Genomic DNA, 19564 nt, shown 5'->3' with positions numbered 1-19564 from the left:
AATCTCCTTTTTTTGCGTACTTAACAATGAATACAAAAAAGAGGGGGATTTTTTTGAAGTACGAAGAATTATCAACAATTGAAAAAACGATAGTAAAGTTGACTTATTGTAAGGGAATTGGGCTGGTTGGTAAATGGAAGATTGTTAAATTTCATGAACACTTTCAGGCAGATGTGTTTTCTGCTGATGATGTGATTCAAATCGCGCAAATTCGTCAATATAAGAGTTTATTTCGCGCTAGTTTTCAAGCAATTAGTGAGGATTGGTTACAAGAAAATTTAAAAAATCAACAATATATTACTTGGCTATCGCCCAATTATCCGCAAGAATTATTGGAACTGCCTTATCCACCATTGGTGATTTTTTATGCTGGTAATCTTTCTTTATTAGATTATTCATGTTTAGCCTTTGTAGGTGCGCGACAATCTACTCAATATTCGGCACAGGTAATCCATAAATTACTTCCTGCGCTTGTACAAAAACGATTTGTGATTGTAAGTGGTTTAGCAAAAGGAGTGGATCGAATGAGTCATGAAATGGCCATTCGATCTGGAGGTTTGACTATCGGCGTAATAGGTTGCGGTTTGGATATCTGTTATCCTAGAGAGGTTTTGCCTTTATTTAGCGAAATGAGAAAAAATCATTTGGTTTTGAGCGAATATCCGCAAAAAACACCGATAAAAAAGCACCATTTTCCTATGCGCAATCGGATTATTGCTGGACTTAGTAAAGCAACTTGTGTGATTGAAGCTAAAGAGCGTAGCGGGTCTTTGATTACCGCGCAGTTAGCATTAGATTACGGCAAAGAAGTATTTGCTGTCCCTGGTGAAATTTTGACTGGACAATCAGATGGTTGTCACCGTCTCATTCAAGATGGGGCTAAATGTGTAGTTTCAGTCCAAGATATTTTGGAAGAACTCCCTCATTTTTAATGGGAAAAGTTATTTGATTTTATATGTACCTGCAAAAAAGAGACTACTATTTTTCACATATGCCAAAGGCGTTTTATAGTTCCTTGCTTGACAAACCATTCCCGAATGGCTATGATAGGCTACGATTTGTTATTCGAAAATTAAATGGGGATGTAACTAGTAAAAACCATTTAAGAAAGGGGCCTTTTAATGGCTTATAAATATTTGGTGATCGTAGAATCGCCAGCTAAAGCTAAAACGATCGAAAAATATCTTGGGCGCAATTACAAGGTTGTAGCCAGTGTCGGACACATCCGCGACTTACCTAAAAGTAAAATGGGGATCGATGTAGAAAATAATTATGAACCTTATTATATTACAATTCGTGGTAAGGGCGACGTTATTAAAGACTTAAAAAAACATGCAAAAAAAGCAGAGAAGGTTTACCTTGCTAGCGACCCGGATAGAGAAGGAGAAGCTATCGCTTGGCACCTAGCTTATATTTTGGGATTAGATCTACATGATAAAAATCGTGTCGTTTTTAATGAGATTACGAAAGAAGCGGTTAAAGAAGCATTTAAAGAGCCGCATTCGATTAATCTCGATTTAGTAGATGCACAACAAGCACGAAGAGTATTAGATCGTTTGGTTGGCTACTCAATTAGTCCCATCCTTTGGCGCAAAGTAAAAAAAGGGTTGAGCGCTGGTCGTGTTCAATCTGTTGCGCTTAAGATGATCATTGATCGAGAAAAAGAAATCCAAAATTTTACTCCAGAAGAATATTGGAGCATTGATGGGAACTTTAAAAAAGGGCGTAATAAATTTAAAGCTAGCTTCTGGGGCGTTGATGGAAAGAAGAAAAAATTACCAAACGAAGAGACGGTTAAAGAAGTTACTGCTCGATTGACAAATAAAGACTTTGATGTAACTAAAGTTGAACAAAAAGAACGTAAAAGAAATCCAGCGGCACCATTTACGACAAGTAGTATGCAACAAGAAGCGGCTCGCAAATTGAACTTTCGTACTGGCAAAACGATGATGGTTGCTCAACAACTATATGAAGGAATTTCATTAGGAAAAGGTGGGACAACAGGGCTAATTACTTATATACGTACGGATTCTAAGCGTATAGCAGACAGTGCTAAACAAGAAGTTACAGATTTTATCGAAGAAACTTATGGAAAAAAATATGCTGCTCACAGTAATAAAAAAATGCAAAATGCACAAAGTGCACAAGATGCTCACGAAGCTATTCGTCCTACGAGTGCATTGCGTACGCCAGAAGCGATTGAAAAATACTTAGATAAAGACCAATTAAAATTATATCGTTTGATTTGGTCACGTTTTGTCGCTAGCCAAATGAAACCAGCGATACTTGATACGGTAAAAGCTACTTTGGAACAAAATGGTGTAACTTTTGTGGCTAATGGTTCTAAGGTTAAATTTAAAGGCTTTATGGAAGTATATGTTGAAGGTCGCGATGATGGTAAGAAAGATAAGGACAATGTCTTACCGGAATTAGCTTCAGGAGATGTCGTACAATCAGAAGATATCACACCTAATCAACACTTTACACAGCCTCCTGCTCGTTTTAATGAGGCTACATTAATACGTATATTAGAAGAAAAAGGCGTGGGACGTCCTTCTACTTATGCTCCTACTTTACAAACGATTCAGAAACGTTATTATGTTAAGCTTGAACAAAAACGTTTTGAGCCGACAGAATTAGGAGAAATTGTCAATAATCTTATCGAAGATTTCTTCCCAGAAATTGTGGATGTTTCCTTTACAGCTGGTATGGAAGAGGAATTAGATCATATTGAAGAAGGTAAAGAGGAATGGGTGAAGCTTATTGACCGAGTTTATCCTCCTTTTGAAAAAGAACTGGAAACAGCGGAAGAAAAAATGGAAAAGGTTCAAATTAAAGATGAACCAGCAGGATTTGATTGTGATGTTTGTGGACATCCTATGGTGATTAAATTGGGTAGGTATGGGAAATTTTACGCTTGTAGTAATTTTCCTGAATGTCGTAATACTAAACCGATTGTTAAAGAGATTGGAGTGACTTGTCCTAAATGTGAACAAGGGCAAGTGATCGAAAGAAAATCGAAAAAAAATCGTACGTTTTATGGCTGTGATCGTTATCCAGATTGTGATTTTATCTCTAACAATAAACCCATTGGACGCGATTGTCCCAAATGTAGTCATTATCTAGTAGAGAAAAAGAAAAAAGGCGGCAAACAAGTAGTTTGTTCAAATTGTGATTATCAAGAAGATATCCAAAAATAAAGAAAAAGTTCCATGATATTATCCCATGTCATGGAACTTTTTCTTTTTAAAACTCTTAAATTCGCGTCAGTACTTTTGTTATGTTATAATTGAAAAGTTGGAATTTAACCTTGCCTTGCTCAGTCTGCGAGCAAAACAATCTATTTATTTCGCATTGTTTTCATTATTTTATTAATTGTGAACATACTTTGAAATATTGATTAAATTCTGACAATTCGTTTGTATTTTTCATATGACTATGCTACATTTTTAGTGGAATAGGAAATAGGAGACGTGCAAAATGACAAAAGATTGGCCTAGTGAATATTATCGCTATCTCTTGGTAGAACGTGGATATTCTGAAAAAACGAAAGAAGCTTATGAAGAAGACCTTACGAATTTTTTTGTTTTTTTAAAGAACTCTGGCGATGAGAATTATTTACAAATAGATCATCGTGATGTACGTGTTTATTTAAGTGAATTAAGCGAAAAAAATTTTAGTCGAAATACTGTTAGTCGAAAAATTGCCAGTTTACGTTCTTTTTATCACTATTTATTAAAACAAGAAGTGATAGAAGAAAACCCTTTTTCTTATATTCACTTGAAAAAGAAGAATGTCAAACTTCCTCGCTTTTTTTATGAAAAAGAAATAGAGACGTTGTTTGACAGTGTGCAGGGATCAAAGCCACTACAACAAAGAGACCGTGCGTTATTAGAAGTTTTGTATGGTTCGGGTTTACGTGTGAGCGAATGTGCACAATTAACGCTTGAACAAATTGACTGGGAAAACAGTGTTTTATTTATTCATGGGAAAGGAAATAAAGATCGTTACGTGCCGTTTGGAGCCTATGCTCAAGAAGCCTTAGGGGTGTATTTATCTGAAGGGCGTTCTTTTTTGCTGGAAAAGTATCATAAAGAGCATAATTTTGTTTTTGTTAACCGTTTAGGTGATGGAATCACTTCAACGGGTATTGAGTATGCGCTAAATCAAGTTATTAAAAAAAGTAGTTTGAATTCACAAATTCATCCTCACATGTTGCGTCATACTTTTGCTACTCATTTATTAAACAATGGGGCGGATTTGCGAACGGTTCAAGAGTTGTTAGGTCATGCGAATTTATCAACAACTCAAATCTATACCCATGTAACCAAAGAAAATTTACAAAAAAATTACCGACAATTTCATCCAAGAGCATAATCTTGGTTTTAAAATGAGGAGGAACAAGGAATATGGAATCACAATTTCATTCAACAACGATTTGTGCTGTCGAAAAAGATGGCAAACTTGCTATGGCTGGTGATGGCCAAGTAACTATGGGCGAACAAGTTGTTATGAAAGGCACGGCTCGAAAAGTTCGTCGTATCTATAATGGCGAAGTCGTTGTTGGATTTGCCGGAAGTGTAGCAGATGCCTTTACTTTAGAAGAAAAATTTGAAGAAAAATTAAATGAATTTCATGGAAATTTACAACGTGCTGCTGTTGAACTAGCTCAAGAATGGCGTACACAACGTTCAATGCAAAAATTAGAAGCTATGCTAATTGTTATGAACAAAGAAGAAATGCTTTTAGTTTCAGGAACTGGCGAAGTGATTACACCTGATGACGGCATCTTAGCCATTGGGTCAGGAGGAAACTTTGCGCTAGCTTCAGCCAGAGCAATGCGTAAGTATGCAAGTGATAAGTTATCTGCTAAAGAAATTGCTGAAAATGCATTAAACATCGCAGCCGATATTTGTATCTTTACGAACCATGATATTAATGTGGAGGAATGTTAATTTTATGACTAATCGAGAAAAAACACCGAAAGAAATTGTCAATGAATTAAATAGTTATATTATTGGACAAGACCAAGCTAAGAAATCAGTAGCGGTAGCACTGCGCAATCGGTACCGTCGTTTACAATTAGACGAACAAATGCGACAAGATGTTACGCCGAAGAATATTTTGATGATTGGACCTACTGGTGTCGGCAAAACAGAAATTGCACGCCGTTTAGCAAAAACAATCTCGGCTCCTTTTGTAAAAGTTGAAGCAACAAAATTTACCGAAGTTGGTTATGTAGGTCGCGACGTGGAGTCTATGATTCGTGATTTAGTGGAAAATGCGATCCAAATCGTCAAAAAAGCTCGGTATAGCGATGTATACAGCCAAGCCGAAAAAAAAGCAAATCGAAGATTAGCAAAAGCTTTAGCTCCAGGGATCAAAAAAGAAAAACGGAAAAACCAAAATCCTTATGAACAAATGATGAATATGTTTGCTCAAGGACAACAACCGCAGGAATCTGAAGAGCCAGAAGAAGAGTTGACTGAAGAAATTCGGAGTAATCGACAAGCAATTTTTGAACAATTACAAAAGGGTATCTTAGATGATCGCGAAGTTACGATTCAAGTAGAAGAAGAAAAAAATCAAAACCCAATGATGAATAATGGCTTGGAACAAATGGGGATCGATTTAAGCGAAGCCTTCTCTCAAATGACACCGAATAAAAAAGTGGATCGTACGTTACCCGTAAAAGATGCTAGGGAGATTTTAATCCAAGAAGAATCAGCCAAATTAGTGAATGATGCTGATATTCATAGTGAAGCTATACAATTAGCGGAATCCAGTGGCATTATCTTTATTGATGAAATTGATAAAGTGACAGCAAAATCGGAACAATCTGGTGATGTTTCAAGGGAAGGTGTACAACGTGATATTTTGCCAATTGTAGAAGGGTCACAAGTAAATACGAAATATGGCACATTACAAACAGAACATATTTTATTTATTGCTTCTGGAGCTTTTCATGTTTCTAAACCTAGTGATCTTATTCCTGAGTTACAAGGACGTTTTCCTATACGGGTTGAACTAAATGACCTAACAGCTGAGGACTTCATGAAAATTCTAAAAGAACCTAATAATGCATTAGTAAAACAATATGTTGCTTTATTAGACACAGAAAATGTGAGTGTAACTTTTACCAAAGAAGCTATTGAAAAGATTGCGAATATTGCTTTTGAAGTGAATCGGGACACAGATAATATTGGAGCTAGACGTTTGCATACCATTTTAGAAAAACTGTTGGAAGATCTTTTATATGAAGCTTCTGATATGCAAATGGGGGAAATTCAAATTACTGAAGCTTATGTTGAAGATAAATTATCTGATATTGCTAAAAACAAGGATTTGAGTCGTTACATTCTGTAAAAAGTTTGATGGGGACAGCTGAAAACATTTAAAGGAGAAGATCATGAGTACACTGTTAGAACAAACTAGAAAGATCAACGAATTATTGCAGCAAAATAATACATTTAATATAGATTCTGACTTACCTTATGGTGAAATGGCAGAAGTGCTAGGTGATATTTTGAATAGTAACACCTACATTATTAGCTCCAATGGAAGTGTTTTGGGATTTGCCGAAATATTAGATGTAAATAACGAACGAGTCAAGAATATGTTTTTGCAAAAGCAATTTCCTAAAAGTTATGCAGAATGGGTAGATCAGTTGAAAAAAACTGAAGCAAATATTACTATTGAAAATGACATGACAGCTTTTCCTGTGGAATTACGTGAGGTTTATCCTAATGGTTTAACAACAATTGTTCCAATCTTTGGGGCAGGAGAACGTTTGGGCACCATAATTTTATCCCGTATAGAACAGCCTTTTGATGAAAATGATTTAGTATTAGCTGAATATAGTGCAACGGTTGTGGGGATGCAAATTTTGTATCAAAAATCCCGTAGTATTGAAGAAGATGTACGTAATACAACAGCTGTACAAATGGCAGTCGGTACACTTTCATATAGTGAATTAAAAGCTGTTCAAGCCATTTTTGATGAACTCGATGGCGATGAAGGACGTTTGACAGCTTCTAATATCGCTGATGAAATTGGGATTACTCGTTCAGTCATTGTAAATGCGTTGCGCAAATTAGAATCTGCGGGTATTATCGAGTCCCGTTCTTTAGGAATGAAGGGGACTTATCTGAAAGTTTTAAATCATCATTTTAAAGATGAATTGGATAAAGCTTGAGGTAGAAGAAAAGAGGGGGAAACGATGCCAGTCACAATTGAGACGGATCATTTAAAAGCAGTGATCAATGAAAAAGGAGCAGAGTTAGCCAGCTTAAAACGTAAAGATAACGAGATCGAATATATATGGCAAGCAGACCCAGCTTACTGGAAAAGACATGCGCCTGTATTATTTCCTATTGTTGGTGCTCTGAAAAATGGAACTTATACCTATAATGGGCGTACTTACCAGTTACCTCAGCATGGCTTTGCTCGAGATATGGATTTTGAACTGCTTGAGCAAAAGGCTGACGCAGTAAGTTTTCGTTTACAAAGCAATACAAAGATAAAAGAAATGTATCCTTTTGATTTTGAACTGATTATTGGCTATGCTTTGGGTGGAGATGGTCTGACGGTAGATTACCAAGTAAAAAATCCAGCTTCTGAAGAAATGTATTTTTCTATTGGTGGACATCCAGCATTTAATGTACCCATAGACGATGGGCTCGACTTTACAGATTACTATCTCGATCCTTCGCCAATGAAATCAAGGATCAATTTGTCATTGAAAGAGGGACTCATTGATTTAGATCAAAGGACCTTAGGACAAACAAATACAACAATCGCTTTAAATCATGAATTATTTAAAAATGATGCGCTTATTTATGAGACAAAGGGCTTAAATTCATTTACGATTTGTAGTGATAAATCGCCTCATTTGGTGTCTGTATCGTTTAAAAACTTCCCTTATGTCGGTTTCTGGTCGACTTATCCCCAAGAATCGCCCTTCGTTTGTATTGAACCTTGGGCTGGTCTTGCGGATACTTTTGATACTTCTGGTGAATTAAGCGAAAAGTTAGGAATACAAAAGTTAGCAGCAAATGATATATTCCATGCTAAATATGCCATTGTGGTTAAATAAAAAAGCTAGGACACAAAGTTTCCAACAGTGGCAAACTCCTGTGTCCTAGTTTTGCTATTTTTTCTTAGATTTTTTATTTAATCCAAAGGAGATGCGGCTTTCATTTCCTTGTCTGATGCGTTGAATATTTTGTCTATGTAAATAAAAGATAAACGCAGTAACGATAACGGCAATACAAGATAATAATCCATCGGTTTCTGGCAAAAGTATTGGAAAGATACTGGGCAGAATAAAAGTAGACAGAGTGATAATGACTGCAGCAATCATACTAGACAGACTTACCATACTTGTAATAAATAGGAAAACTAAGAAAATCGCTAGAGAAAATAAAAAGAAAAGTGGATGGTAGCCCAAGAGCATGCCAGCGCTTGTTGCTACAGCTTTTCCTCCTTTAAACTTGGCAAATAATGGGAAAACATGACCTAAAATGGCACACAGTCCTAGCCAAAGAGGATTTATCTCTACATAAGGAAGATAGGCTAGAGAAGTGGCTAATGTTCCTTTTAGTAGATCAGCGAGAAAGACGGCAAAACCAGCCTTAGCTCCTAATATGCGAAAAGTATTGGTTGTACCAGAATTTCCACTGCCATATTGTCGGATATCTTTTTTATAAAAAACTTTACCGATCCAAAGACCAGAAGGTATAGAGCCTAGTATATAGGCAACGATTAATAATAGAATGATTTTCATAAGAACCAACCTTTTGTTAGACTAGCAATATTTTAGCATGAAAATGCAAAAGCAACAACTTAAATGAAAGTTCTTATAACAATAATAGTGTAATTTTTAAAGGAGTAGATAATAATGGCTTTTCAAAACCCAGATGAGCAAACTATCCAACATTATTTAAAAACAGCAAAAAATGTCGCAGTTGTCGGGCTAAGTGATAATATAGAACGTACAAGCTTTCAAGTAACCCAAGTTGTACAAAAGCATGGTTATAATATTTTTCCCGTAAACCCCAAGTTGGCGGGGCAAGAAATTTTAGGTGAACAAGTCTATGCGCGGTTACAAGATATTCCAGTTTCTATCGATATCGTGGATATCTTTCGTCGTAGTGAATTTTTACCCGATGTTGCCGATGATTTCTTAGAAACGGATGCAAAAGTTTTTTGGGCACAATTAGGGATTGAAAATGAAGAAGCAGCAAAAAAACTACAGGATGCTGGACGAGATGATATCATCATGGACCGTTGCATCAAAATTGAACTTGGTAAATTAGACCAAAAGCAATAACATTTATTTTAGATTTTGGTAAAAATAACTCGATCTATGTTCTGAAATCAAATTCAGGACATAGATTAGGCAGACTTATGTCTTGAAATCAAATTCAGGACATAGATTAGGCAGATTTATGTCCTGAAACCAAATTCAGGACATAGATTAAGCAGACTTATGTCCTGAAACCAAATTCAGGACATAGATTAAGCAGACTTATGTCCTGAAACCAAATTCAGGACATAGATTAGGCAGACTTATGTCCTGAAACCAAATTCAGGACATAAAATCTAATTTAACTTTTTGGCTGGGCTTCAAAAATTAGGTATTTATAAGAAAAACTTCATTTTGGGGTTTTTCTTCTTTTTTTCGCGGTATTTTTAGCGTATGATATAGTGTGTTCAAGTCCATTGTCAGTTAAAAAAGTACTGACAAAAGAAAATATAAATGCAAGGAGCGTTGACTTTGGCAAAACAAACCAACGAATATAATGATGCTTCTATTCAAGTACTAGAAGGATTAGAAGCAGTAAGAAAAAGGCCAGGAATGTATATTGGCTCCACGGATCAGCGCGGATTACATCATTTGGTGTATGAAATCGTGGATAATGCAGTAGACGAGGCGCTTTCTGGTTATGGCAAAACTATTGATGTGACTATTGGTAAAGATAGTAGTATCCAAGTAACAGATTACGGACGCGGGATGCCTGTGGGCATGCATACTTCAGGAATTCCAACAGTTGAAGTTATTTTTACGGTATTACACGCAGGTGGAAAATTTGGTCAAGCAGGGGGATATAAAACTTCTGGTGGTTTACATGGTGTAGGCGCTAGCGTTGTTAACGCGCTTTCCAGCTGGTTGGAAGTAACTATTGTTCGTGATGGCGTAAAATATAAAGAAACCTTTCAAGAAGGCGGTAAACCTGCAGGTACTTTAGAAAAAATTGGGAAAACAAAAGAAAGTAATAGAACTACGGTACACTTTTTACCAGATCCTACGATTTTTTCAGCTGCTAAAATTTCTTATGATATGTTAGCAGAGCGTTTGCGTGAATCAGCTTTCTTATTAAAAGGTGTAAAAATTACTTTGACTGATTTACGTGGAGAAGAAAAAGTCGAAGATGACTTTCTTTATGAAGAAGGCATTAAAGAATTTGTTGAGTACTTAAACGAAGAAAAAGATACTTTAACGCCGGTGGCCTATTTTTCTGGTGAAAAAGACGGGATTGAAGTAGAATTTGCTTTTCAATATAATGATGGTTATTCTGAAAATATTTTGTCTTTTGTTAATAATGTACGTACAAAAGATGGGGGAACCCACGAAGCAGGGATGAAGACCTCTTTGACAAAATCATTTAATGAATATGCACGTAAGGTCGGTTTGTTAAAAGATAAAGATAAAAATTTGGAAGGAAGCGATTTTCGCGAAGGATTAGCTGCTATTTTGTCTGTGCGTATACCTGAAAGTTTGTTGCAATTTGAAGGACAAACAAAAGAAAAATTAGGTAGCCCTGCTGCTAGGACGGCCGTTGATAAAGTGATAAGCGAACAGTTGATTTTTTATTTACAAGAAAATAGTGAAATGAGTCAGATGCTTATTCGTAAAGCCAACAAAGCTCGCTTAGCTCGTGAAGCTGCACGAAAAGCTCGTGAAGAGAGTCGAAATGGCAAGAAAAGAAAAAAAGGCGAATCTCTATTGTCAGGGAAGTTAACACCAGCACAATCTAGGAACCCGCAAAAAAACGAATTGTATTTGGTTGAGGGAGATTCAGCAGGTGGTTCGGCAAAACAAGGCCGTGATCGTAAATTTCAAGCCATTCTGCCTTTAAGAGGGAAGGTTATCAATACTGAAAAAGCGAATATGCAAGATATCTTAAAAAATGAAGAGATTAATACGATGATATACACGATCGGTGCTGGCGTGGGTCCTGAATTTACATTAGAAGATTGTAATTACGATAAAATTATTATTATGACAGACGCGGACACTGATGGGGCCCATATTCAAGTATTGTTATTAACGTTTTTCTATCGTTATATGAAACCGTTAGTCGAAGCCGGTAGAGTATACATTGCTTTACCTCCTTTTTATAAGGTAACAAAAGGCAGTGGGAAAAATCAGATCAATCAATATGCTTGGACAGATGAAGAATTAGAATCCATTACACAAGATATAGGCAAGGGCTATCTATTACAACGTTATAAAGGTCTAGGAGAAATGAATGCTGAACAACTATGGGAAACGACAATGGATCCAGAAAATAGGACGTTAGTTCGCGTTAGAATTGATGATGCAGCACAAGCTGAACGTCGTGTGACAACTTTAATGGGCGATAAGGTAGATCCTAGAAGAAGATGGATTGAATCTCATGTTCAATTTAGTTTAGAAGAAGATGGAAGTATTTTGGAGACAGCTGAACCCGATGATAAGAAAAAATCAGCTTATGAATCTTCTTTTGCGGAAACGAATTTATTTGATAAATAGAAGGTGAGTTTTTGGAACAAAATAAACAAATTCAAGAGTTAACATTGGAAGAAGTTATGGGTGACCGTTTTGGCCGTTATTCAAAATACATTATTCAAGAGCGTGCTTTACCAGATGTTCGTGACGGGTTAAAACCGGTGCAACGCCGTATTTTGTTTTCGATGAATAATGATGGAAATACTCATGATAAAAGCTTTCGTAAATCGGCAAAATCTGTTGGAAATGTTATGGGAAACTATCATCCACATGGAGACAGCAGTATTTACGAAGCTATGGTGAGAATGAGTCAGGATTGGAAACTAAGAGAAGTGTTAGTCGAAATGCATGGGAATAATGGTAGTATGGATGGGGACCCGCCAGCTGCCATGCGTTATACGGAAGCGCGCCTATCTGAGTTCAGTGATCAGATGTTAGCTGATATTGAAAAAGATACAGTTGATATGGTTTTGAACTTTGATGATACTGAAAAAGAACCAGCTGTTTTACCAGCGAAATTTCCTAACCTGTTGGTAAATGGCTCAACAGGAATATCAGCTGGTTACGCGACTGAAGTTCCTACTCATAATTTAGCAGAAGTCATTGATGGTACCGTTTATCTTATAGATCATCCTAATGCTTCTTTAGATAAGTTAATGGAATTTATCCCAGGTCCTGACTTTCCAACTGGTGGCATTTTGCAAGGAAAAGAAGAAATAAAAAAGGCTTATGAAACTGGAAAAGGGAAAGTCATTTTACGTGCTAAAACAGAAACTGAAACGTTACGTGGTGGAAGACAACAAATTGTGATTAATGAAATCCCTTATGAAGTCAATAAAGCTTCATTAGTGAAAAAAATGGACGAAATTCGTTTAGCAAAAAAAATTGAAGGTATTGCAGAAGTGCGGGATGAAACAGATAGAACAGGTTTACGCATGGTCGTTGAGTTAAAAAAAGAGGCGAATGCTCAAGGTGTATTGAACTATTTATTAAAAAATACCGATCTACAAGTAAACTATAGTTTTAACATGGTAGCTATTGATCATATGCGCCCTCAGCAAGTCAATTTAAAACATATTTTAGCAAGTTATATTGAACATCGACGAGATGTTGTTTTAAAACGAAGCCAATTTGAATTAAATAAAGCTCAAAAACGTCAACATATCGTGGATGGTTTGATGAAGGCTTTATCCATTCTTGATAAAGTTATTACTACTATACGTTCTAGCAAGGATAAAAAAGATGCTAAAAATAATTTAGTTATCCAACACCAATTTACTCAAGCACAAGCTGAAGCGATTGTGAATCTGCAGTTATATCGTTTAACAAATACAGATATTACCGAGCTTGAAAACGAAGCTGAAAAATTGGCTTCCTATATTGCTGAATTACAAAAGATCTTACAAGACGAGACTGAATTAATGAAGGTTATTAAAAATGAGTTGCGTCAGGTTAAGAAAAAATTTCATAAGCCACGTTTGACAGAAATTGAAGAAGAGATCGAAGAAATTAAAATTGAAACAGAAGTTTTAGTTCCTTCTGAAGATGTTATGACAGCAATTACCAAAGAAGGCTATGTTAAACGTAGCAGTCTACGTTCTTTCAGTGCTTCTAAAGCAGAAGAAATAGGAATGAAAGAAAGTGACAAACTTGTTTTTTGCCAGCAATTAAATACTTTAGACAGTTTGTTGTTAATTACCAATAAGGGAAATATGATATATCGCCCAGTTTTTGAACTTCCTGATTTGAAGTGGAAGGATACAGGAGAACATCTTTCACAAAACCTTTTAAATTTTTCAGCAGATGAATTCATTTTAAAGGTATATAGTTATAGTGAATTGGATTCAGCGAAAAATTTTGTGTTTATAACAAAAGATGGCATGATTAAGCAAACACGAATGGAAGAATTTAAACCTTGGCGTACTTATAGAAGTCGTGCTGCTACTGCAATAAAATTTAAGGAAGAAAAAGATGAATTAGTTAGTGCGTATTTAATCGATGCTCAAGAAGAATTGGACGTTTTTATAGCAACCTATAAAGGAATGGGCCTTCGGTATTCATTAGCTGAAGTACCTGTTGTAGGAAGCAAAGCTAGCGGTGTTAAAGCTATAAATCTTAAAGCAGAAGACACGGTGTCAAATGGTTTATTGGTTTACAGCAATGGAGATAATCCAGTAGTAATTGTAACTCAGCGTGGTGCGATCAAACGTATGCTTGCTCAAGAATTAAATCAATTAACTCGAGCTAAACGAGGAGTCACAGTATTAAGAGAGTTAAAGAAAAACCCTCATCGTGTGGTCTATATGGGAGAGGGTCAAGAAAAAAGTCTTGTTCTTACTAATGAAAAAGGTGATCAAGTTGAGATACAAAGTGATCATTATCCCATCAGTGATCGTTTTTCTAATGGGTCCTTTGCCATTGATGAAAAGCAAGGTGGTAAAATCATAGGTGTAGAAGAACAATTGAATGATCAATACGATAAGGAGTAATAAAGAACCTCCAAAATGATTAACGAAAGCGTTGCTCATTTTGGAGGATTTTATTTATATCAAATACGGATTTCTGTACCATTAACTATTATAGTTTATAAAAACTGTATCAATACAGAAGAGGGTTCTATTGTTTGCTTATTTTTTCTTTTAAATTAAAAAGCAAAATATGATCACTTTATCACAGATATTATTACTATAAAATCAACATTTTAAATTTTTTAATTTGTTTTTCTCTCGATTTTTGTTAAAAAATAAACATGTAAATGCTTGCAAAAGTATGTATATGTGTTATACTATTCACAGTAGGACTGTTGCATTAAGGAACAGAAAATAAGGAGGAACATCGCATGGCATCTGTAACAAATCATACGGAGAAGGTAAATAAAACTGCTTGGGAAGGGTTTAAAGGAGAAACTTGGCGAAATGAAGTAAATACGCGGGATTTTATCCAAGAAAATTATACAGAATATCGTGGAAATGATCAGTTTTTGGAGCCTATTGCTGAAAGTACTGACAAATTATGGACACAACTACAAGACTTGTTCGAAGTAGAACATGAACATAATGGTGTATACGATATGGATACTAATATTCCATCGACCGTTACTTCTCATGGACCTGGTTATTTAAATAAAGAAGAAGAAAAAATTGTCGGATTACAAACTGACGTTCCGTTGAAACAAGCTTTCCAACCATTTGGTGGCATCAAAATGGCTAATAATGCTCTACAATCAAATGGCTATGAAGTTGACGAAGATATGAACGAAATTTTTACTGATTGGAGTAAAACGCATAACCAAGGTGTGTTTGATGCGTATACTCCTGAAATGCGTCGTGCACGTTCGAACAAGATTATTACTGGGCTTCCAGACGCTTATGGTCGAGGCCGGATTATTGGTGATTATCGTCGGATTGCTTTATACGGGATTGATTATTTAATTGAACATAAGCAAGATGATTTATCTAACACTGGCAATAGAACAATGACAGACGATGTCATTCGTTTAAGAGAAGAAGTAACTGAACAATTGCGGGCACTAAATGATTTGAAAACAATGGCTGCTTCTTATGGTTTTGATATTTCTCGTCCAGCAGAAACAGCACAAGAAGCTATTCAATGGTTATACTTTGGTTACTTAGGTGCTATTAAATCACAAAACGGCGCAGCAATGTCATTTGGACGTGTTTCAGCTTTCTTGGATATTTATATCCAACGTGATCTGGACAAGGGCTTAATTACAGAGATGCAAGCTCAAGAGTTAATTGACCAACTTGTTTTAAAATTGCGCATGGTAAAATTTGCTCGTACACCTGAATATAATGAGTTGTTCTCAGGATTTCCAGTTTGGGCTACATTATCATTGGCTGGAATGGGCATTGATGGTCGTTCATTAGTAACTAAAAACGATTTCCGCTTATTGCATACATTATCTAATATGGGGCCAGCACCTGAACCAAATATGACCGTATTATATTCTTCACATTTGCCTGAAGGTTTCCGTACATTTGCGTCTAAGATGGCCAAAGAAAGTTCATCTATCCAATTTGAAAATGATGATTTACTTCGTGAAAATTGGGGATCTGATGATGTAGCCATTGCTTGTTGTGTATCTGCTACTGTTACAGGAAAAGACATGCAATTCTTTGGAGCTCGTGCTAATTTGTGTAAAGCTGTTCTTTATGCAATTAATGGGGGCATTGATGAAAAAACGAAGAAACAAGTAGGTCCTAAGTATCGCCCAATAACAGGAGATTCTATTGACTATGATGACTTTATTGAAAAATATAAAGACATGTTAGCTTGGCTCGCTGAACTTTATGTGAATACACTAAATGTTATTCATTATATGCATGATAAGTATTCTTATGAAGCAGCGCAATTAGCTTTGATGGATACTGACTTGAAGCGTACATTTGCTACAGGGATTGCAGGAATTTCTCATGCTGCTGATAGTATTATGGCGATTAAATACGGAAATGTTAAAGTTATTCGTGATGAAGATGGTTTAGCTGTTGATTATGAGCCACAAAATGAATTTCCAACTTATGGTAATGATAATAAAGAAGCCGATGAAATAGCTAACTGGGTGGTTGAATACTTTATTACTCAAATTAAACGTCAACATACTTATCGAAATTCAACGCCAACGACATCATTATTGACAATTACGTCAAATGTTGTTTATGGGAAAGCTACAGGGAATACACCTGATGGGCGTCGTGCAGGCAAACCATTAGCTCCTGGTGCTAATCCAAGTTATCAAGATGGAAAGTATCTAGGTGAAAAGAATGGACTTCTCGCTTCGTTGAACTCAACAGCTCGTTTGAACTATGAAAATGCTATGGATGGCATTTCAAATACACAAACAATTAATCCAACTGGTTTAGGTAAAGATGAGGATACTCGAATTAATAATTTGAGAAACGTATTAGATGGTTACTTTGACAAGGGCGCTTACCATATCAACGTTAACGTATTCTCTAATGACTTGTTACTTGACGCTCAAGAACATCCAGAAAAATATCCTAACCTAACAATCCGAGTTTCTGGTTATGCTGTTAAATTCCGTGATTTGACACGCGAACAGCAAAATGACGTTATCTCCAGAACAGCACATGACAGAATGTAAGATTTTCTTGAGGGTGACAAGGCTCTTGTTACCCTCTTTTTAAATAATGGTTTCAAAGCTAACCATGCTTAAAGGACCGCTGATATTATAAACTATAGCAAGCTATAACTTTTATTAAGACTAGTTGTTGCTTTGCTTTTTAAATGAGAGAGGGATTTTTATGACGGATCCAGTTATGGGACGTATTCATTCTACAGAAAACTTTGGGACGGTGGATGGTCCTGGCGTTCGTTTTATTGTTTTTGCCCAAGGATGTCGAATGCGCTGTGAATTTTGCCACAATCCTGACACTTGGAATATCAAAAGTAAAAAGGCAAAAATGCGTACGGCCGATGACATCTTAGAAGAAGCTGTAAAGTATCGTCCTTACTGGGGTGAAAAAGGCGGTATCACAGTTAGTGGGGGCGAACCACTATTACAAATTGATTTTTTGATTGATCTATTTAAAAAAGCGAAAGCTCAAGGAATTCATACAACCCTTGATACTTGTGGCAATCCGTTTACAAGAAAAGAACCTTTTTTTAGTAAGTTTGAAGAGTTAATGAATTACACGGATTTACTATTATTTGATATTAAACATATCGATACAGTACAACACAAAAAATTAACTAAACATGGCAATGAAAATATTTTAGAGATGGCTCAATATTTGTCTGAAATTGGGAAGCCTGTTTGGATTCGTCATGTTTTAGTTCCGTTTCGTAGTGATTACGATGAATTTTTAGATCGTTTGAATCAATTTATACAATCTTTAAGCAATGTAGATAAAGTTGAGATTCTCCCTTATCATACAATGGGACGTTACAAATGGGACGAATTAAATATAAAATATCCATTAGAAGGAATTGAACCTCCTGGGCAAGATCGAGTTGAAAATGCAAAAAAGATCTTACAAGTGGACCAATACACTGGTTATCAAACACGCTAATTGTAAATGAAGCTGAGACAGAAGTTTTTGTCTTGGCTTTATTTTTTGAGCTTTCTTAATTTATAAATGTTTAGCTTTCTTCTTTGAAAACCGATGGAAATTTTTTTAAGATTTTGCTATCATGACTATTGAATGAAAGATTGGAGTGAGAGATATGGCAAAAATTTTAGTTTTTGGTCATCAAAGCCCAGATACCGACGCGATCGGTGCAGCAATTGCTTTTTCTGAGTTGCAACAACAAAGAGGGCAGGATACCGAAGCTGTTGCTTTAGGAAAAGTTGGTGAAGAAGCACAGTACGCATTGGATTATTTTAACCTTAAAGCGCCTCGAGTCATCGATAAGGTTACTGATGAAACGTCTGATGTTATGCTTGTGGATCATAATGAATTTCAACAAAGTGTAGAAGATATAGCACAAGCAAATATTTTATCGGTTGTTGATCATCATCGAGTGGCAAATTTTGAAACTGCTGATCCATTGTATTATCGTGGGGAACCAGTTGGCTGTACGAGTACAATTATTTTAAAACTCTACAAAGAAGCAGATGTAATGCCAACAAAAGCAGTTGCTGGAATAATGTTGTCTGCTATTATATCGGATACATTGTTGTTTAAATCACCAACATGTACGCAAGAAGATATAGACGCTGCTAAAGAATTAGCAGAAATTGCGGGAGTAGATGTTGATGCTTATGGTTTAGAAATGCTCAAAGCTGGAACCAACCTTGGCAATAAAACGGCTGATGATTTATTAAACATGGATGCAAAAAGCTTTCCTATGGGAAATAAAAGCGTACGAATTGCCCAAGTGAATACAGTGGATGTACAAGAAGTATTCCAACGACAAGATGAACTTGAAGATGCAATGGCAAAAGCCAATAGTAAAAACGATTATGATTTATTTGTGTTACTGGTAACGAATATTTTAGATAGCGATTCTGAATTACTTGTTATTGGAGAACCAATTCAGATGGTCGAAGACGCTTTTAATGTTACTGTAAATAACCATAGAGCTTTCTTAAGCGGCGTTGTTTCTCGTAAAAAACAAGTTGTGCCTCCTTTAACCGAAAGTTTTCAATAAAAAGATTAGATATCTTAAAGTGTGATCCTCACACTTTAGGGTATTTTTTTATTATTGAATAGATAACATATCCCATATTTTTGATGTATAGAAGCCAAATTCAGTATTGGTTCCCAGTTAAATTAAGTAAGGGAAGACTTTATAAGTTTTATCTTTAAACTTTATAAGGTTCTTTTTTTATTCTTTGAGAAAAATACGTTATTTTTTATGAAAAAGTATTTTCTATAATAGTATTCTATCTACTGGTTTTCTTTTTTTATGAAAAGAAAGACAAGAGTAACCAGGTAGGAGGAATTTATTTATTTCAAAATTTTTAACTCAAGTTTCGCACACCAAATTCGGTAGATAAGCCTTGATATAATTGGGCAGCGTATCGATCCAGAGCTGCAGTTGACTTTCAATGAAGTCTTGTAGTTTATGACTCGCTTTTTCACTGACTGCTTGCAAAATGTCCATTAGTTCTAATAAAGCCACCGACCAGTCAAGTTCTTTTATTTGGTCAGCAAGTTCATAAAATAAGCCGCCTAAGGTCCGCTCGTCATTGGCACAGCGTTGTTGCCAACTTAATAAGATGTAGCGCGTGAACACAATGGTGGTATGACAAATCAAGGCTTGATAATTGCGCGTTTGGGTTTCTTGTGACAAATGAAGGAGAGATTT

General features: G+C 35.8%; 14 protein-coding genes and 1 pseudogene. 13 read left to right on the top strand and 2 right to left on the bottom strand.

The genetic code is table 11. From position 1 onward, the window contains the following. The first annotated feature begins 53 nt into the window (after positions 1 to 53). The 7 genes from dprA (at position 54) to G577_RS0105360 (ending at position 8095) form a co-directional block, all read left to right on the top strand. Positions 54 to 932: a DNA-processing protein DprA gene (gene dprA / locus G577_RS0105390; RefSeq protein WP_028790322.1), complete on the top strand. Its 879-nt coding sequence runs from the start codon at positions 54 to 56 to the stop codon at positions 930 to 932. 189 nt (positions 933 to 1121) lie between these two features. Continuing rightward, on the top strand, positions 1122 to 3200 hold the full coding sequence (gene topA / locus G577_RS0105385) for a type I DNA topoisomerase (RefSeq protein ID WP_028790321.1): 2079 nt from the start codon (positions 1122 to 1124) through the stop codon (positions 3198 to 3200). A gap of 280 nt (positions 3201 to 3480) precedes the next feature. Further along, positions 3481 to 4377 (top strand): tyrosine recombinase XerC, encoded by an 897-nt coding sequence (gene xerC / locus G577_RS0105380; protein ID WP_028790320.1) that lies wholly within the window; start codon positions 3481 to 3483, stop codon positions 4375 to 4377. Positions 4378 to 4409: 32 nt separating this feature from the next. Continuing rightward, complete coding sequence (hslV, locus tag G577_RS0105375; RefSeq protein WP_028790319.1) at positions 4410 to 4955, top strand: ATP-dependent protease subunit HslV; 546 nt, start codon at positions 4410 to 4412, stop codon at positions 4953 to 4955. Between the two features lie 4 nt (positions 4956 to 4959). Further along, complete coding sequence (gene hslU, locus G577_RS0105370) at positions 4960 to 6366, top strand: ATP-dependent protease ATPase subunit HslU (protein ID WP_028790318.1); 1407 nt, start codon at positions 4960 to 4962, stop codon at positions 6364 to 6366. A gap of 43 nt (positions 6367 to 6409) precedes the next feature. After that, entirely contained in the window at positions 6410 to 7195 is a 786-nt protein-coding gene (gene codY / locus G577_RS0105365; RefSeq protein WP_028790317.1) for a GTP-sensing pleiotropic transcriptional regulator CodY, read from the top strand. Between the two features lie 24 nt (positions 7196 to 7219). After that, positions 7220 to 8095 (top strand): aldose 1-epimerase family protein, encoded by an 876-nt coding sequence (locus G577_RS0105360; RefSeq protein ID WP_028790316.1) that lies wholly within the window; start codon positions 7220 to 7222, stop codon positions 8093 to 8095. A gap of 54 nt (positions 8096 to 8149) precedes the next feature. On the opposite strand, the gene plsY is transcribed toward G577_RS0105360, so the two are convergent. After that, positions 8150 to 8785 (bottom strand): glycerol-3-phosphate 1-O-acyltransferase PlsY, encoded by a 636-nt coding sequence (gene plsY, locus G577_RS0105355; protein WP_028790315.1) that lies wholly within the window; start codon positions 8783 to 8785, stop codon positions 8150 to 8152. Positions 8786 to 8899: 114 nt separating this feature from the next. Here plsY and G577_RS0105350 point away from each other — a divergent pair, with 114 nt between their 5' ends. The 6 genes from G577_RS0105350 to G577_RS0105325 all read left to right on the top strand — a co-directional run bounded on the left by G577_RS0105350 (position 8900) and on the right by G577_RS0105325 (position 18904). Beyond that, on the top strand, positions 8900 to 9331 hold the full coding sequence (locus G577_RS0105350; RefSeq protein ID WP_028790314.1) for a CoA-binding protein: 432 nt from the start codon (positions 8900 to 8902) through the stop codon (positions 9329 to 9331). A gap of 447 nt (positions 9332 to 9778) precedes the next feature. Continuing rightward, positions 9779 to 11797 (top strand): DNA topoisomerase IV subunit B, encoded by a 2019-nt coding sequence (gene parE / locus G577_RS0105345; RefSeq protein WP_028790313.1) that lies wholly within the window; start codon positions 9779 to 9781, stop codon positions 11795 to 11797. A 56-nt stretch (positions 11798 to 11853) separates the two neighbouring features. Continuing rightward, positions 11854 to 14262 carry a DNA topoisomerase IV subunit A gene (gene parC, locus G577_RS0105340; RefSeq protein WP_231556792.1) on the top strand — a complete coding sequence of 803 codons (2409 nt, stop codon included), beginning with the start codon at positions 11854 to 11856 and terminating at the stop codon, positions 14260 to 14262. Positions 14263 to 14612: 350 nt separating this feature from the next. Then, on the top strand, positions 14613 to 16895 hold the full coding sequence (gene pflB, locus G577_RS0105335; RefSeq protein ID WP_028790311.1) for a formate C-acetyltransferase: 2283 nt from the start codon (positions 14613 to 14615) through the stop codon (positions 16893 to 16895). 160 nt (positions 16896 to 17055) lie between these two features. Further along, on the top strand, positions 17056 to 17823 hold the full coding sequence (gene pflA / locus G577_RS0105330; RefSeq protein WP_028790310.1) for a pyruvate formate-lyase-activating protein: 768 nt from the start codon (positions 17056 to 17058) through the stop codon (positions 17821 to 17823). Positions 17824 to 17977: 154 nt separating this feature from the next. Beyond that, on the top strand, positions 17978 to 18904 hold the full coding sequence (locus tag G577_RS0105325; protein ID WP_028790309.1) for a manganese-dependent inorganic pyrophosphatase: 927 nt from the start codon (positions 17978 to 17980) through the stop codon (positions 18902 to 18904). Between the two features lie 318 nt (positions 18905 to 19222). On the opposite strand, the pseudogene G577_RS12150 reads toward G577_RS0105325, so the two are convergent. Then, positions 19223 to 19564: pseudogene (locus G577_RS12150) on the bottom strand (IS4-like element ISTeha3 family transposase); the annotation flags it as partial.

Source organism: Tetragenococcus muriaticus DSM 15685 (assembly GCF_000423785.1).
In the GTDB taxonomy this organism is placed as follows: domain Bacteria; phylum Bacillota; class Bacilli; order Lactobacillales; family Enterococcaceae; genus Tetragenococcus; species Tetragenococcus muriaticus.
Note: the sequence above shows the minus strand (reverse complement) of the source record. Positions and strands in the feature narration are given on the sequence as shown.

Excerpts from the sequence above, each read along its gene's own strand:
- topA (WP_028790321.1), top strand. The coding sequence starts at position 1,122 with ATGGCTTATAAATATTTGGTGATCGTAGAATCGCCAGCTAAAGCTAAA.
- xerC (WP_028790320.1), top strand. The coding sequence starts at position 3,481 with ATGACAAAAGATTGGCCTAGTGAATATTATCGCTATCTCTTGGTAGAA.
- hslV (WP_028790319.1), top strand. The coding sequence starts at position 4,410 with ATGGAATCACAATTTCATTCAACAACGATTTGTGCTGTCGAAAAAGAT.
- hslU (WP_028790318.1), top strand. The coding sequence starts at position 4,960 with ATGACTAATCGAGAAAAAACACCGAAAGAAATTGTCAATGAATTAAAT.
- codY (WP_028790317.1), top strand. The coding sequence starts at position 6,410 with ATGAGTACACTGTTAGAACAAACTAGAAAGATCAACGAATTATTGCAG.
- G577_RS0105360 (WP_028790316.1), top strand. The coding sequence starts at position 7,220 with ATGCCAGTCACAATTGAGACGGATCATTTAAAAGCAGTGATCAATGAA.
- plsY (WP_028790315.1), bottom strand. The coding sequence starts at position 8,785 with ATGAAAATCATTCTATTATTAATCGTTGCCTATATACTAGGCTCTATA.
- G577_RS0105350 (WP_028790314.1), top strand. The coding sequence starts at position 8,900 with ATGGCTTTTCAAAACCCAGATGAGCAAACTATCCAACATTATTTAAAA.
- parC (WP_231556792.1), top strand. The coding sequence starts at position 11,854 with ATGGGTGACCGTTTTGGCCGTTATTCAAAATACATTATTCAAGAGCGT.
- pflB (WP_028790311.1), top strand. The coding sequence starts at position 14,613 with ATGGCATCTGTAACAAATCATACGGAGAAGGTAAATAAAACTGCTTGG.
- pflA (WP_028790310.1), top strand. The coding sequence starts at position 17,056 with ATGACGGATCCAGTTATGGGACGTATTCATTCTACAGAAAACTTTGGG.
- G577_RS0105325 (WP_028790309.1), top strand. The coding sequence starts at position 17,978 with ATGGCAAAAATTTTAGTTTTTGGTCATCAAAGCCCAGATACCGACGCG.